The sequence below is a fragment of the Pseudorhodobacter turbinis genome (assembly GCF_005234135.1).
GTDB lineage: Bacteria > Pseudomonadota > Alphaproteobacteria > Rhodobacterales > Rhodobacteraceae > Pseudorhodobacter > Pseudorhodobacter turbinis.
This window is the reverse complement of the sequence record NZ_CP039965.1, coordinates 974,434-987,721: the sequence shown is the minus strand read 5'-3', so window position 1 is coordinate 987,721 and position 13,288 is coordinate 974,434. Positions and strand designations below refer to the sequence as shown.

Sequence of the window (13,288 nt, the reverse complement as noted above, 5' to 3'; positions counted from 1 at the left end):
CCAACCAGACAACTGGGGCGGGTTAATTCTCGCCCCTCATTTTAGGAGGGATGGACATGACACAAACAACAAACTTAATCCAAAGTGCATTCAGTACTCCTGTTTCCGTTTCAGATCTCAAGATGCAACTTCAATTATTTGGTGACTCGTCTTATGACTTGGAACTAGCAACTCTTTTGTTAACTGCAACTGATTATGTAAGTAAACATATCGGAAAACAAATATCTTCGTCCAAATTTGAACTTAATATTCCAAGCTTCAATATCAATACATTTGATACTAAGAATGTCGATATTATTTCAGTTAAATACTACGATGAAGATAATACTTTGCAAACTTTAGACAAAGCACAATATCTTGTTGATTCAACATCTGTTCATGCTCGAATACTTTTTTCAATGCCACCTATTATAAGCAAAGACTTTCAGAATCCAATTTGTATTCAATATTATTCTGAAATGAAAGTTGTTCCGCAAGTAATCCGTCATGCAATTCTTATGGTTGCGGCAGAATTATTTGAAGTTCGTACCGAGTCCACAGATGCAAAAGCCAGAAAGGCGGCGATAACTGTTGATCGCCTATTGGCATCTGAAAGGCGGGTTGAGCTATGAAGTATCCAATTAAGGTATCCTTCCTTGCAAGAACAGGAACAACTAATAGTTATCACGAAGTTGAATACACTTATGAGGAGTCTTTCAATACCGGAGGACGCCCCGCAACTGTCAGCTTCAAGGATTCATTACAGGGCAATATTTCAGTAAGTGGCGACCGTCAGTATCTGTATGTTCGGAAAAATCCTCTTACCGCAACTGTAGTAAATGGAACTCGCCTCACTATGCCGGGTGTTTCCAGTTCAATCTTTGAAGTGATTGCAGTTGATTCTCGTTTAACTGATCGCGCTGAATTGATGTTCCTAATTGATAGATTGGAACAAGAATGACAGCAAAACTAATTCAAAACTTCGCGGATGAACTAGTCTCAACTCTTCCAACGGTCACTGTTAGACCTGCTTTGGGAAAAGATTATTCACTACCTGCTGCAATCTATTCCGTCAGAAATGGTTTGCGCCAACTCTATTACAAGGACTCATGGGGACTAAGAACAACTGAATTTACGGTAACAATTTACTCGAAAAAATATTCCGAACTGCAAGAATTAAAGGGTTTGGTTGTAGCAAAGTTTCAGGGATTGAATGGTTCTCTAGGTGACTCAAGTATTAGCAAAATAACCATTACAAACATTCTAGACGGATATGATGATAGTCTGGAAACAATACACAGAACAACTATTACACTTAATGTTCTTGATTAAGTGAAAACCAAAAAAGCATAAATAACAATAATAACAATCCTAAAGGGAGATTTTTACAAATGGCAGGAATTACAGGCAGAGCAGCTGGTTTTATCGCAACTCTATATTACGTTGAAACCGTTATGACAACTAAAGATGCAACTACTGTTGCTGCTGGTGCAGTAACAATCAACAATGTTAAAGACGTTGCTGATATGGGTACATTGTCTAAGGCAAGAACAGTTATAGACATTCCAGTTTATGGTGATGATGTTATGGGCAAACTGCCTGGACAAGCTGATCCGGGCGAGTTTACTTTTAATGTTACTTTGAATAACGATAATGTTATCCACAAGTCATTGAGAGACGACTCTGGTAAGACTGAACACACTTTCATTATCAAGTTCAGCCAAGATACTAATGAAACTTATTGTGTCTTTGACGGATACGTTGCTACGGCTGACGTTTCCCAACCACGTGACGACAGAATCCAAATGGATATTTCCATCGCTAGATCTGGTGCCGTTACTTGGATTGATGCACCTTAATTAAATCCAACTATTATCTAATCAGGGGCGTTCTTCGGAGCGCCCTTTTTTCATGTGAAATTCAAAAAAGCATAAATAGAATTATAATAAGACAGGAGCATTGAATGACACTTAAAATTAAACAGGGTGAGACACTTTCGTGGTCTGTTGAGGACGATAGTGGAGATATTTCAGGAACAGTTATTGAGGCTGCTCTTTTGGGAAATGGTTTTTACCAAACACTCGTCATTACACCAATAGATTTAACAGTGGGAACATATGAAATTTCCGCGACAGACACTAGCGGCTTTCCTACAGGTTCGCTCTCTTGTGACATTAGATACACGGCGGGCGGCATCGTTGTGGCTACTGACACCTTTTATGTCGAAGTACTAAAGGGAGTTACTCGTACATGACAATTAGAATTTCGGACAATGCAGGACGTTCTGATATTTCTATTTCAGAGCAAGACAGTCATTCCAATATTTCTATTACAGAACAAGGCACTCGTCCCAGCATATCATTTATAGAACAAGGCAGACATTCAGTTGAACTATTAATGCTTCCTATTGCACCTGTTCTGAATGCTGCAAGCGCAAGCGCACAATCATCTGCCAACTCTGCAACCGCAGCACAAGCAATACTCGATGAATTTTATCTTGCTGGTGGTTCTGGCATTCTTCCGGGCAATGATGGTGAGTCTGCTTATGAGCTTGCTGTTTATGGTGGATTTGTAGGTTCCGAAGCTGAATGGATAGCGTCACTTAAGGGAGAAAAGGGAGATACAGGCGATACTGGTCCTAAGGGAGATACAGGCGATACTGGTCCTAAAGGTGATACTGGCGCGGATTCCGTTGTGCCGGGTCCTAAAGGCGATACAGGAGATACTGGTCCAAAGGGCGATACTGGTGCAGATTCCATTATACCGGGTCCTAAAGGCGACACAGGCGATACTGGTCCAAAGGGCGATACTGGTGCAGATTCCACAGTTGAAGGTCCTAAGGGTGATACTGGTGCCACAGGAGATACTGGTCCCAAGGGTGATAAAGGCGACAAGGGCGACACAGGCGATACTGGCGCAGATTCCATTATACCGGGTCCTAAAGGCGACAAGGGCGACACAGGAGATACTGGTTTAACTGGACTAAAGGGCGACAAGGGAGATCAAGGCGAGATTGGTCTAACCGGACTGAAGGGCGACACAGGCGATACTGGTGCAGATTCCGTGGTGCCGGGTCCTAAAGGCGACACAGGCGATCAAGGCGAGATTGGTCCCAAGGGTGATACTGGTGCCACAGGCGATACTGGTGCAGATTCCATTGTGCCGGGTCCTAAGGGAGATAAAGGCGACAAAGGCGAGACTGGCGATACTGGTCCTAAAGGCGATCCCGGAATATCTACTGGTGGTTCTGGACTTGTCTGGTTTAAACAAACGTCTGCATACACGGCAGCATCAAATGACGCCATTCTAGCGGATACATCACTTTCATCTTTCACAATAACACTTCCATTATCTCCTTCACTTGGTGACATGCTTGTTGTTGCAGATGCAGGCGATTGGGATACCAATAATTTAACTGTTGCTCGTAATGGTTCAACTATTGAGGGATTGGTCGAGGACTTGATTCTTGATGTTCGTGACTCGCGTGTTGACTTTGTTTATGACGGTTCCACTTGGCAAGTATATTCATCTGTAGGTCCTAAAGGCGAAGATGCTTCAGATGATGCATTGCTAACAACTGGTGGAACTATGACTGGTACTTTGGCAATCAAAGGCTTGTCCGAAACAGTTCATACTATTACCGGAACAACTCCAACTATTAGCATAACAGATGGCACAATCCAAACTTGGACGCTAACCGCAGACAGTACACCAACTATTTCACTGAACTCTGGTGAATCCATAACGCTAATGATCTACGCGGACACAGATAATACTATTACTTGGTCTGCAATCACTTGGGTTAATAATGGCGCACTTGCGCCTGAACTATCAACTACACTCTACACAGTTATTTCCATCTGGAATGTTGGCGGAACTGTATATGGAGCATTGGTGGGAGATGGTTCATGACATTAGCATCCAAACTAAGAGCATCAGGCGGAACCAAAGCTAAATCCAATTTCACGGGCGAATGTGCAGCATTTACATTTAGAGATGATGGCGAAAATGCACCAATATCCGTCTACAAAATGGACCCGATTAATGGCTTTGGAACTAAGTTTGCAGATCCATTAACAACACCCGGATATTCCGCGCTTGGTGGGAATGCTATGTTCTCTCCTGATCAAACAATGGTTGGTGCCAGCCTATCAGCCAGAGGAGCCTTTGTTTATGACTGGGGTCCCACGGGTTTTGGTGCATTACTTCATGACGGTACTCAGCCTTCGGGAAGTCAATACGGCACTTCACATGGATATGGATTTAAGTTCTCTCCAAACAATGACGCATTTCTAATTGCTCGAAACCTTGGAAGCAGAGTATCTAGTTTCCCCATAAGTGCCGCTCATGTTGTAGGCGCTCCCCATGATACTTCATCAACTAATTTAACCTCAACCTGCCGCGCGGTATGTTTTGATCCAAGCGGACAAGCCGTTATCATAAGATTAAATGAATCTCCTTGGATACGAGCATTTGAATGGAATCCAGTAACAGGATTTGGTGCTGCATATCCAGACCCGCTTATCCCGCCAGAAGCATCCGGTTCTAATGTACAAATGATGTCACTGCCTGAAGGCGATGTTGTTGTTTATACTGGATTTGGCGATGCAACCTTCGAAAAAGTGGGTGCATATAAATGGTCCTTGGCAGGTGGATGGGGAACTAAATACACAAGTCTTTATCCTGATACCAACCAATCAGCTCGGGGACTTGCGGTTTCAAAACATGGCATAGTTTTATATGCAACCGCTGTTGGCGACTATATGTATGGCGCTCCATTTGATTATGCAACCGGATTTGGCACTCCATATGGCGCAGCATCATCTAGAATGTATGGCGGCACAAACTGCGTGGCGATAAATGCAGATGCAAATATGATTGTCGCAACTACTAACAAAGAGCCATACATAGCCGTTTATCAATTTGATAGAGATACTGGATATGGAACTAGATTAGCCGAACCAGTTGCACCATTGGAACCAAGGATTTCAGCAGCGGTATATGACTGCGACTTCGGATATTATTAAAAGGAAATCAGATGAATACTAGAAAAGAATATATCGAGAACTCAATTAACTCAAGACAAGCAGAAATTGATCAATATCAGTTTGCTATAGATACTTACGACATGTCACTGCCTCTAGCAAGACGCGATCCTGATCTTAGAGATTATGAACATCATCTAAGTAGTATGCTTAAATCTACAATTATCGAACAAAAGAAGGCAAAGATTATGCTGCAAGTACTAAAGACACAAAGGGAGCAACTAGATGATAATTAAAGTAATAGACGGTCAACCAGTACAATATAATCTTGCAAAGTTGTTCAGAGACAATCCCTCGACTTCATTTCCCAAGAACCCAAGCGATACATTGTTGAATAACTTCGATGTATTCAGTGTGAGTATCGCCCCGCGACCGAGTGCTGCCGAAGGAGAGGTGGTCGAATTGGGCGCGGTGGTATCCATAGGCGGCGAATGGATACAAACGTGGAACGTCAGAACTAAGACCAATGAGGAACTAGAAGCGGACCTAGTGCAACGCAGATCAGAAATGAAGTGCACACCATTACAGGGGAAATTGGCACTTGGCGAAACTGCATGGGAGCAAGTCGAGTTAATACTTGCCGATCCGACAACTCCATTTGCAATGCGAGTAGCTATTTTATCCTCAACTGAATGGGAAAGAACTTCACAGATGATGGACGAGCTTGCTTGGTTTCTTGGATACACGCCAGAACAAGTTGATGCTTTGTTTGTCGCCGCTGCTTCAATTAAAGTTTAAGGAGAATAAAAATGGCTAGACAAAGTACACTATTAAGCAATGGATATAAGGGCGCAAAAGGAGACACAGGTGACACGGGCGATTCCGCTAACATAATCAAGTACACAACCTCTGCTGTATTAACTGGTACCACTCCGTCAGTCGATGCAGGCGCAAGAGATGCTTACACGCTCACAACCTCGGGCAATACCACATTTACATTCACGGGTGCTCCTGTGGCTCCTGAAGTCTGTTCTGTTACATTAATTCTTACAGGCGGTGGCACTCATACAATAACATTTCCTGCTAGTGTTAAATGGGATGAAGGTGAAGCGCCGACAGATATTGCTTCCGCCAGCACTGACATTTACACATTTATGACTGTCAATGGCGGAACAACTTGGTTTGGTTTCCAAGCAGGAAGATCAATGGCATGATATCATCAACATTCAAATTAATGAGTATCAGGAGGAAAGTGGCATCGGTTGTTGAAACTTCTATGTATTTTCCAATGAGAAATACCGCAACTAATCCATTTTTTTCAACTTGGTGGAATGATGCAGTAACTAATTATGGTGCAACTTTTGTTCCTAATGACGGATTATATACAACAAGTCCAGTTACTAGTTTAGCTCTAGCATTCTGGACCTCTACTATTAATGATCCTGATCTTGCGTTGTGGGATACCTCAAGCGTCACTAACATGTATCGCATGTTCCGCAGCGCAAGTGTTTTCAACCAAGACATTGGCGGATGGGATACATCTAGCGTCACGGACATGAGAAATATGTTCCAAGGCGCAGATGCTTTCAACCAAGACATTGGCGGATGGGATACCTCAAGCGTTGGCAATATGAGTACGATGTTCTGGCGGGCGCCAGCTTTCAACCAAGATATTGGTGGATGGGATACATCAAGTGTTAGCGACATGAGTTACATGTTCAGCGGCGCAAGTGCTTTCAACCAAGACATTGGCGGATGGGACGTTTCAAACGTTAATTACATGATTTACATGTTCGACGGCGCAACAGTTTTCAATCAAGATATTAGTGGATGGTGTGTATCTAATATTAGTACTGAGCCAACGAACTTTAGTACAGGTTCTGCCCTGACTTCTGGCAACCTGCCTGTGTGGGGAACATGCCCCGCCACAGTTGTTATTGGAACTCCTACGTATTTTCCAATGAGAAATACAGCAACTAATCCATTTTATACCTCTTGGTGGAGTGATGCAGTAACTAATTATGGAGCAACTTTTGTTCCTAATGACGGGCTATATACAACAAGTCCAGTTACTAGTTTAGCTCTAGCATTCTGGACCTCTACTATTAATGATCCTGATCTTGCATTGTGGGATACCTCAAGTGTCACCAACATGCAACGCATGTTCCAAGGCGCAGATGCTTTCAACCAAGACATTGGCGGATGGGATACATCAAGTGTTAGCGACATGGGCATCATGTTCAGCGGCGCAAGTGCTTTCAACCAAGACATTGGCGGATGGGATACATCAAGTGTTAGCGACATGGGCATCATGTTTGGCAATGCAATTGCTTTCAACCAAGACATTGGCGGATGGGATACCTCAAGCGTTGGCAATATGAGTATGATGTTCTGGGGGGCGTCAGCTTTCAACCAAGATATTAGTGGATGGTGTGTGCCATATATATACACAGAACCAAGTTGGTTTAGCGTAGATTCCGCCCTGACTTCTGGCAACAAGCCTGTGTGGGGAACATGCCCAGTGTGAAATCTCTTATAGTATAAATATACTTATAATATCCAAGTGGATCAAAATAATAATAAGAGAGAGATGCATTGCTAGGATATCCTGTAGACATTTTGATACTCGTACTCGCGGCTTCGTTGGTACGAGTTATCTCACATAAAGATAAAACATTCTTTGCTGCAATAGTTTCAATTATTGTTGCTGTGTCAGCAGGCATTCTATTATTCGGACCTGTTGTAGCTCTTTTATCATTATCAGCAGCTTGGAATATTCCAATTGCAATACTCATTGCGCTTAGTGCGGAAAATATCATGAGATCAATTGTTGCTATAACTGGTGACGCGGCATTTTTAAAGGACATTATTCGAAAGATAGTATTAGGATTATTAGATAAATGAAAACTCTATTTAGTTACAAGTTTGCCCTCATTTTTATTTGGTTGTTGATTTTCACATTCAATAATTTATTCGGAATGCTCGAAGGCAAGTTCATGCCAGTAGTGGAAAACTTCACCATTATGACGACCGCCAATAGCGAGGTTTTCGGTACCTATGACAAGGTGAGAAACTGCACACTTGATGGATCAAAATGGTATTACACCGAAGATAATGATCGGATTCCTGCAAGACTAGAATCTACTGGTTTTACACAGAATAGAAAAATTGGTTTCTATAGTTATGGACCGTGGAAAATCTCAATTGAGGAAGAATTAATTGAAGATCATTCATATATTCTAGTGACCCACAAGTGCCACCCATTATGGAATACAGTTACGAAACTTTATCCATAGTATAAATATATAGAACAGAAAGGAAAGGATATGAACACAAAGATCACAGATACGCAATTACAAGACATGATCCAAAGAACACAGTTTGGTAGACCTGAGGAGGAACAAGAGTTCTGGTACTCATATGATAACCAAAAGATGATGGCATTTAACCTAGCAAAAGAATTGGTTATCAATGGCGAAGATGTCAATGATGCTATTACCGTGGCAAAACAATTCATAGATGAATTTTACATACAAGCAATAAAAAGAGGTTCTTGGTAAAAGAACAGACAAGATAATATAAAAAAGGAACAGATATGACTAAGACTTCAATCAGAAAATTTATGCCGAAAAAGAATGTAATAGAAACTTCAATAGAAGGATTTTACATTCGTGCGCTTTCAATTGCGGAATCAAAGGCAATCGCCAAAGCACATTCTTCATTAACTAAAAAGGACCTTGCCAGCGAAAAGGTGTCCCAAGATCTAACAATGAAACTGTTTGCTCTTGCATGTGATGCAACTGGAGAGTCGTTTGAAGAATTTGAAACATTTGAAAGCATCGAAAGCCTATCCGTCGAGGAATTTAATGCATTTGCAAATGCAATCAAAGATGCACTCGTACCGGGAAGCGCAGATAAAAAAAACTAACCGAAGATTGGTACACGCAAGTCCGAACATTGTTATTGGCTAATGGCAGTCCACTTGAGACTGTTGATAACCTTGACATTGAGGACTTGCGCCACCTCTACACTGCTATGCAAATGGGTCTTTGGGGTCCGTATGGCGAACAACGCAATGTGTATTATCAATTAGCGAAGTTCAATGAAATAGCTGAAATACTGAGAGCAACAGCACTCGGTAAAAGATTCAAAGCAACTCCATTTAGTAAATTCCACGAGATCTTCCCAATCATATCCGAAGCTGAAAGTTTGGGACGTGGCGCGGCATCCCGAAAAATAATTAAGCAAAACTCCATGGCAACTAACGCAATCAACTCGCTTGGTGGCGACATGCCCGCGTGGATAAAAGCGAAATTGTAAAAAGAATAAATAGAATAAGGAAGGGAACCGAATCGAATGGAAATGAAATTAACAGGCATGGCTGAACTAGAACAAGCCCTACTCGCATTAGGTGATGAGTACGGTCCTAAAGCTGGTGTGCAGGCACTTAGACCTGCTGTCCGTGCGGCTGTTGATCCAATTAAATCTATAATTGAAACAACCACGCCAAGAGACTCGGGGCAATTAGCTGCATCCACCAAGATCAGAATAGGTAAGCCGACGAAGAAAATGTTAGCTTCCGAGCATTTCCACGAAAATATGGTCCTAGTTGGAAGGGTGGGTTGGACTTGGTCTGGCGCACCTTCCTTGTGGCATCAAGCGTTAGCCGTGGAATTTGGGACAACTGAAATGTCAGGTTCCGCAACTCTAAGAAATGCATTGGATATGAATGCCGAGGAGATGATTAACAACTTCGGTAGAACATTGGGTCCGGCAATCGAGAAAAAAGCGAAACAACTTCACAAGAAAAGAATGAAGGGTAAATAAAAATGGCGACAATTGCCTCACTAGCTATAGCACTTGGAATAGATATTGCTAAATTAAAAACAGGTCTAGACAGCGCCAATAAGCAAACCAAGAAATATGCAGATAATACAAAGAAACACAGTGCCGATGCTGCAAAGGCATTTAAAGGTGTTGCGGTAGCACTTGCGGGCATCGTTTCTGTTGGGGCAGTAAAAGCACTTGCCGCAAATGCAGATGAAATGATTAAGAATGCTGCGGGTGCTGGCATTGCATTTGACGCCTTCCAGAAACTTGAATTTGGATTGCAACAAGCTGGCTTATCAAGTGGCTCATTATCCAAGGCTATGGTTAAAGTTAACAAAGCAATGGAATCTGCGGGCGATGGATCAAAGCAAGCTGTAAATGATCTCGCGATGATCGGCACAACATTCGAAGATCTAGATCGGATGAAACCCGAGGATCGCTTTCGCGCTATTGTTGATGGTCTGGCGGGCATTGAGGATGAAGGTGTTAGATCTGCAATTGCCGTTAGACTATTGGGCAAAGAGTTTGCAGATAGAAAACTCGATACCTCTGGTCTAGATGAATCATCAAAGGGGCTTTTGACTATTTCAGAATCTGCCGCACTGGCATCAGCAGCATTTAATGACGCCATGAACCTCGTTGGCACAATATTTAAAAATGTTATGACCAATGTTATCGGATATGTATTGCCACTCATAACTAGCGCAATGGACGCAATTAGTCAATTCTCTGCGGACAATCCAGTTATAATAAAAGCGATTGCAGGATTGGCGGCATTGGCGGGTGCATTATTTGTTGTCGGTGCCTCCCTCACATTGGTTTCATTACCAGTAACGGCTGCAATAGCAGGAATAGCCGCTGCAATAGCGGGACTAGTTTATGTAACCAATAACTGGGATGCTATAATGGCATCGGTAACTAATACTTTGGCTTCGCTATTCAATGTATCTGTCGCGGATGCTGCTGGTTGGATTGAAAGTTTCAAGAACGGAATAGCAACCGTGTTCTCTTGGCTACAATCATTTGGGTCAATTATCGCTCAAGTAGCGGGTTGGCTTGGTGGTGCATTAGTAGACGCTATCAAAATAGTAATTGATGCAATCAAGACATCTATTGAGTATTGGACAAGCATATATGCCGCAATCTCCGACTTGTTTAGTCTAGATTTTGGCGGGTTTGCAGAGAACATGAAGAACGCATTTAGTACAGTTGCGGACTTCTTTCAGCGCACATTCGGTGACGCGGTTTCGTGGATTGCTGTTAACGCCAAAGAACAAATGACTTGGGGACTTACTGCTGCGGCTGATGCATTCAAGAATGTTCTTATTGGCGCTGTAAACTACGTCATGGAAAAACTGACAGATGGTGTCAATGCGATAATTGACACGCTTAATATGGCTCCCGGCGTTGATATCGGAAAAGCAACATACAATTCAATAGCATCATCTAACAATGCAGGAGAAAATCCCGGTTTAACTCCATGGCTTGGTCAAACCACGGGTGTTGGTTTAACTTCAGCAATTATGCCACCAACCACGGCTGCCGAAGTTCCGTACGGTGGAAGTAGCGAAGACAACGGAAAGGGCGATGTTGGTGGCAGTGGTGTTGGTGGAACTGGCGGATCAGGTGGTGGCGGATCAAGTTCCGATCCAGATGAGGTAACAGAGGAAGTAAGCGATACATTTATTTCCTCACTTGGCACTGCACTATCAACTGCACTTAAGACTGGCGACTGGAAAGAGTTTGCACTTAGTACAATGGACGACATTACGTCTCGTATTCTGGACAGTTTCACTTCTAGTTTAACTGAAACTCTTCTTGGCGGCTTAGGTCTAGATGAATTGTTTGAGGGATTTGGCAAAACGGTAAGTGACGGATTAACTGGCGCACTTGGTGGTGCTGGTGGTGCTGGATTTGGCGACATATTTAAAAACTTTGGTTCACTTATAAGTGACGGTTTGTCAGGCATTATGGGAGCACTTGGCGGTGGAGGCGGAATTGGTTCATTCTTTGGCGCTCTATTCATGTCCGATGGTGGCGAAGTTCCACACACACCATATTCCAAACTTGGTCAGGATTCAGTTCCTGCAATGCTAACACCGGGCGAAGTTGTTGTTCCTGTTTCTGAAGTAGGAAAAGCATTTGGCGGTGGTCAACAAGTATTTAATCTTAATATTACAGGCGACGTTAGCCGCCAAACCAAAAAAGAAATCTACAATATGATGCCTGAATTGGCTCGTGGCATCAATGACTACAATCACGAATCTGGAGGAACTAGATAAGATGGCATATTACTATAACGGAAGTAAAATATTAGCACCACTAAGCATTGTTTCAAGGCGAGTTGCATTTCACGTGGAAACAATGTCGCTCAAGCAATCAACTCTATTAACTCCTGCACAAAGGTGGGAATTAACATTTTCTGTTCTAATGAACGACGATGAAGGCGAAGTATTTGCCGCACATACATGGGACTTCTTCGACCGCAAGAAAATGATTATGCCTCAACTTACGGGTGTACTGTCGAAGTACAGTTTTAATGGAGATCTACAGGTGGGTACTGCCGCAGTACCGGGCGATGATATTATTTTGGTTAAATCTAGTTCACAAACTGGAACTGCAACTATTCCTGTCGGTACATTTATTACTTTTGCAAATCATTCAAAGGTTTATTCCGTCACTAGTGCGCTTTCGTTTGGTAATGGAACCAACAATATCCAATTGAAGATCTTCCCGAACCTCGTAGCACCTGTAAGCATAAATACTATTGTCCAATTTGGTGATGATTGTGAAATTAGTTACAAACTCGACATGACAAGCGGGCAAGGAATTGTATTCTCGGATGGGATTATGTCAAATCCCGGTTCGATTAAGATAATAGAAAGTCTATAATGAAAACAAATAGCACAGAATTACTCGCAACATTAACTCAGGACAATGTGGGGTTTTTCTTCATTGTTCATTTCCAATTCAACGCAAACTATTATTTTACAACATTGCCATATGATCTTAACTGGAACGGAAACCTATACAGATCAGAAGATACAATAATTGAGTTTGAGGCACCGAGAGCAACAACTGTTGTTGATCGCCAGACTTATCGACTGCGTTTGTCTGGATTAGATCCTGTTATGTCTGCCGAGATTGAAAATGGCATCATCCACTTGCCCGTGACAATTCAGATGGGTTTCACGATAAATGAAGTTCCTTTGACTGGTATTGCAGATATGAACCATGTTTATTCAGGAACAGTATCAAATGCAAAGAAGGAAATAACTGACAGTTCACAGATCTTTAGCATTGAATGTTCTGCCCCATTATCTTCGTTAGACGCAAAGTCTACTTTGTTCACGACAAGAGACGGAATTAGATCATTCAGCGCAATTGATACTTGTTTTGACCAAGTTCTTGAGGGCGGCGGTTCCTTTGATGTTAATTGGGGCAAGAGCTAGAGTTTAATAAATATACAATATAATACAATACAGAAGAGGAAT

General features: G+C 42.3%; 20 protein-coding genes. All 20 read left to right on the top strand.

Going from position 1 to position 13,288, the window contains the following annotated elements:
• Positions 1-56 precede the first annotated feature (56 nt).
• Entirely contained in the window at positions 57-611 is a 555-nt protein-coding gene (locus tag EOK75_RS17230) for a head-tail connector protein (RefSeq protein WP_168199283.1), read from the top strand.
• Positions 608-940, top strand: a complete 333-nt coding sequence (locus EOK75_RS17225; protein WP_137195249.1) for a hypothetical protein — start codon at positions 608-610, stop codon at positions 938-940. Before EOK75_RS17230 ends, EOK75_RS17225 begins: the two co-directional genes overlap by 4 nt.
• Positions 937-1,311: a hypothetical protein gene (locus tag EOK75_RS17220; RefSeq protein ID WP_137195248.1), complete on the top strand. Its 375-nt coding sequence runs from the start codon at positions 937-939 to the stop codon at positions 1,309-1,311. Before EOK75_RS17225 ends, EOK75_RS17220 begins: the two co-directional genes overlap by 4 nt.
• Before the next feature lie 59 nt (positions 1,312-1,370).
• Positions 1,371-1,838, top strand: a complete 468-nt coding sequence (locus EOK75_RS17215) for a phage tail tube protein (RefSeq protein ID WP_137195247.1) — start codon at positions 1,371-1,373, stop codon at positions 1,836-1,838.
• A gap of 104 nt (positions 1,839-1,942) precedes the next feature.
• Entirely contained in the window at positions 1,943-2,233 is a 291-nt protein-coding gene (locus tag EOK75_RS17210) for a hypothetical protein (RefSeq protein WP_137195246.1), read from the top strand.
• A complete protein-coding gene (locus EOK75_RS17205; RefSeq protein WP_137195245.1) occupies positions 2,230-3,891 on the top strand; it encodes a hypothetical protein in 1,662 nt (553 codons plus the stop codon). The genes EOK75_RS17210 and EOK75_RS17205 overlap by 4 nt, the downstream gene beginning before the upstream one ends.
• Positions 3,888-5,006, top strand: a complete 1,119-nt coding sequence (locus tag EOK75_RS17200; RefSeq protein ID WP_137195244.1) for a hypothetical protein — start codon at positions 3,888-3,890, stop codon at positions 5,004-5,006. The genes EOK75_RS17205 and EOK75_RS17200 overlap by 4 nt, the downstream gene beginning before the upstream one ends.
• A gap of 11 nt (positions 5,007-5,017) precedes the next feature.
• On the top strand, positions 5,018-5,260 hold the full coding sequence (locus tag EOK75_RS17195) for a hypothetical protein (RefSeq protein ID WP_137195243.1): 243 nt from the start codon (positions 5,018-5,020) through the stop codon (positions 5,258-5,260).
• Positions 5,250-5,762 (top strand): hypothetical protein, encoded by a 513-nt coding sequence (locus EOK75_RS17190; RefSeq protein ID WP_137195242.1) that lies wholly within the window; start codon positions 5,250-5,252, stop codon positions 5,760-5,762. Before EOK75_RS17195 ends, EOK75_RS17190 begins: the two co-directional genes overlap by 11 nt.
• 11 nt (positions 5,763-5,773) lie before the next feature.
• On the top strand, positions 5,774-6,178 hold the full coding sequence (locus tag EOK75_RS17185; protein WP_137195241.1) for a hypothetical protein: 405 nt from the start codon (positions 5,774-5,776) through the stop codon (positions 6,176-6,178).
• Positions 6,175-7,491: a BspA family leucine-rich repeat surface protein gene (locus EOK75_RS21455; RefSeq protein ID WP_240794079.1), complete on the top strand. Its 1,317-nt coding sequence runs from the start codon at positions 6,175-6,177 to the stop codon at positions 7,489-7,491. Before EOK75_RS17185 ends, EOK75_RS21455 begins: the two co-directional genes overlap by 4 nt.
• A 68-nt stretch (positions 7,492-7,559) precedes the next feature.
• Entirely contained in the window at positions 7,560-7,868 is a 309-nt protein-coding gene (locus EOK75_RS17175; protein ID WP_137195240.1) for a hypothetical protein, read from the top strand.
• Positions 7,865-8,260, top strand: coding sequence for a hypothetical protein (locus EOK75_RS17170; RefSeq protein WP_137195239.1), 396 nt, complete (start codon positions 7,865-7,867; stop codon positions 8,258-8,260). The genes EOK75_RS17175 and EOK75_RS17170 overlap by 4 nt, the downstream gene beginning before the upstream one ends.
• A 30-nt stretch (positions 8,261-8,290) precedes the next feature.
• Positions 8,291-8,524, top strand: coding sequence for a hypothetical protein (locus EOK75_RS17165; protein WP_137195238.1), 234 nt, complete (start codon positions 8,291-8,293; stop codon positions 8,522-8,524).
• A 35-nt stretch (positions 8,525-8,559) separates the two neighbouring features.
• Positions 8,560-8,892 (top strand): hypothetical protein, encoded by a 333-nt coding sequence (locus EOK75_RS17160; protein ID WP_137195237.1) that lies wholly within the window; start codon positions 8,560-8,562, stop codon positions 8,890-8,892.
• 35 nt (positions 8,893-8,927) lie between these two features.
• Positions 8,928-9,284 carry a hypothetical protein gene (locus tag EOK75_RS17155; RefSeq protein WP_168199282.1) on the top strand — a complete coding sequence of 119 codons (357 nt, stop codon included), beginning with the start codon at positions 8,928-8,930 and terminating at the stop codon, positions 9,282-9,284.
• Positions 9,285-9,320: 36 nt separating this feature from the next.
• Complete coding sequence (locus EOK75_RS17150; protein WP_137195235.1) at positions 9,321-9,791, top strand: HK97-gp10 family putative phage morphogenesis protein; 471 nt, start codon at positions 9,321-9,323, stop codon at positions 9,789-9,791.
• Between the two features lie 2 nt (positions 9,792-9,793).
• Positions 9,794-12,076 (top strand): hypothetical protein, encoded by a 2,283-nt coding sequence (locus EOK75_RS17145; RefSeq protein WP_137195234.1) that lies wholly within the window; start codon positions 9,794-9,796, stop codon positions 12,074-12,076.
• A gap of 1 nt (position 12,077) precedes the next feature.
• On the top strand, positions 12,078-12,686 hold the full coding sequence (locus EOK75_RS17140; protein ID WP_137195233.1) for a hypothetical protein: 609 nt from the start codon (positions 12,078-12,080) through the stop codon (positions 12,684-12,686).
• Positions 12,686-13,246 carry a hypothetical protein gene (locus EOK75_RS17135; protein ID WP_137195232.1) on the top strand — a complete coding sequence of 187 codons (561 nt, stop codon included), beginning with the start codon at positions 12,686-12,688 and terminating at the stop codon, positions 13,244-13,246. The genes EOK75_RS17140 and EOK75_RS17135 overlap by 1 nt, the downstream gene beginning before the upstream one ends.
• Positions 13,247-13,288 lie beyond the last annotated feature (42 nt).

Excerpts from the sequence above, each read along its gene's own strand:
- EOK75_RS17170 (WP_137195239.1), top strand. The coding sequence starts at position 7,865 with ATGAAAACTCTATTTAGTTACAAGTTTGCCCTCATTTTTATTTGGTTG.
- EOK75_RS17135 (WP_137195232.1), top strand. The coding sequence starts at position 12,686 with ATGAAAACAAATAGCACAGAATTACTCGCAACATTAACTCAGGACAAT.
- EOK75_RS17140 (WP_137195233.1), top strand. The coding sequence starts at position 12,078 with ATGGCATATTACTATAACGGAAGTAAAATATTAGCACCACTAAGCATT.
- EOK75_RS17150 (WP_137195235.1), top strand. The coding sequence starts at position 9,321 with ATGGAAATGAAATTAACAGGCATGGCTGAACTAGAACAAGCCCTACTC.
- EOK75_RS17230 (WP_168199283.1), top strand. The coding sequence starts at position 57 with ATGACACAAACAACAAACTTAATCCAAAGTGCATTCAGTACTCCTGTT.
- EOK75_RS17225 (WP_137195249.1), top strand. The coding sequence starts at position 608 with ATGAAGTATCCAATTAAGGTATCCTTCCTTGCAAGAACAGGAACAACT.
- EOK75_RS17190 (WP_137195242.1), top strand. The coding sequence starts at position 5,250 with ATGATAATTAAAGTAATAGACGGTCAACCAGTACAATATAATCTTGCA.
- EOK75_RS17160 (WP_137195237.1), top strand. The coding sequence starts at position 8,560 with ATGACTAAGACTTCAATCAGAAAATTTATGCCGAAAAAGAATGTAATA.
- EOK75_RS17165 (WP_137195238.1), top strand. The coding sequence starts at position 8,291 with ATGAACACAAAGATCACAGATACGCAATTACAAGACATGATCCAAAGA.
- EOK75_RS17210 (WP_137195246.1), top strand. The coding sequence starts at position 1,943 with ATGACACTTAAAATTAAACAGGGTGAGACACTTTCGTGGTCTGTTGAG.
- EOK75_RS17185 (WP_137195241.1), top strand. The coding sequence starts at position 5,774 with ATGGCTAGACAAAGTACACTATTAAGCAATGGATATAAGGGCGCAAAA.
- EOK75_RS17220 (WP_137195248.1), top strand. The coding sequence starts at position 937 with ATGACAGCAAAACTAATTCAAAACTTCGCGGATGAACTAGTCTCAACT.
- EOK75_RS17145 (WP_137195234.1), top strand. The coding sequence starts at position 9,794 with ATGGCGACAATTGCCTCACTAGCTATAGCACTTGGAATAGATATTGCT.
- EOK75_RS17215 (WP_137195247.1), top strand. The coding sequence starts at position 1,371 with ATGGCAGGAATTACAGGCAGAGCAGCTGGTTTTATCGCAACTCTATAT.
- EOK75_RS21455 (WP_240794079.1), top strand. The coding sequence starts at position 6,175 with ATGATATCATCAACATTCAAATTAATGAGTATCAGGAGGAAAGTGGCA.
- EOK75_RS17195 (WP_137195243.1), top strand. The coding sequence starts at position 5,018 with ATGAATACTAGAAAAGAATATATCGAGAACTCAATTAACTCAAGACAA.
- EOK75_RS17200 (WP_137195244.1), top strand. The coding sequence starts at position 3,888 with ATGACATTAGCATCCAAACTAAGAGCATCAGGCGGAACCAAAGCTAAA.
- EOK75_RS17205 (WP_137195245.1), top strand. The coding sequence starts at position 2,230 with ATGACAATTAGAATTTCGGACAATGCAGGACGTTCTGATATTTCTATT.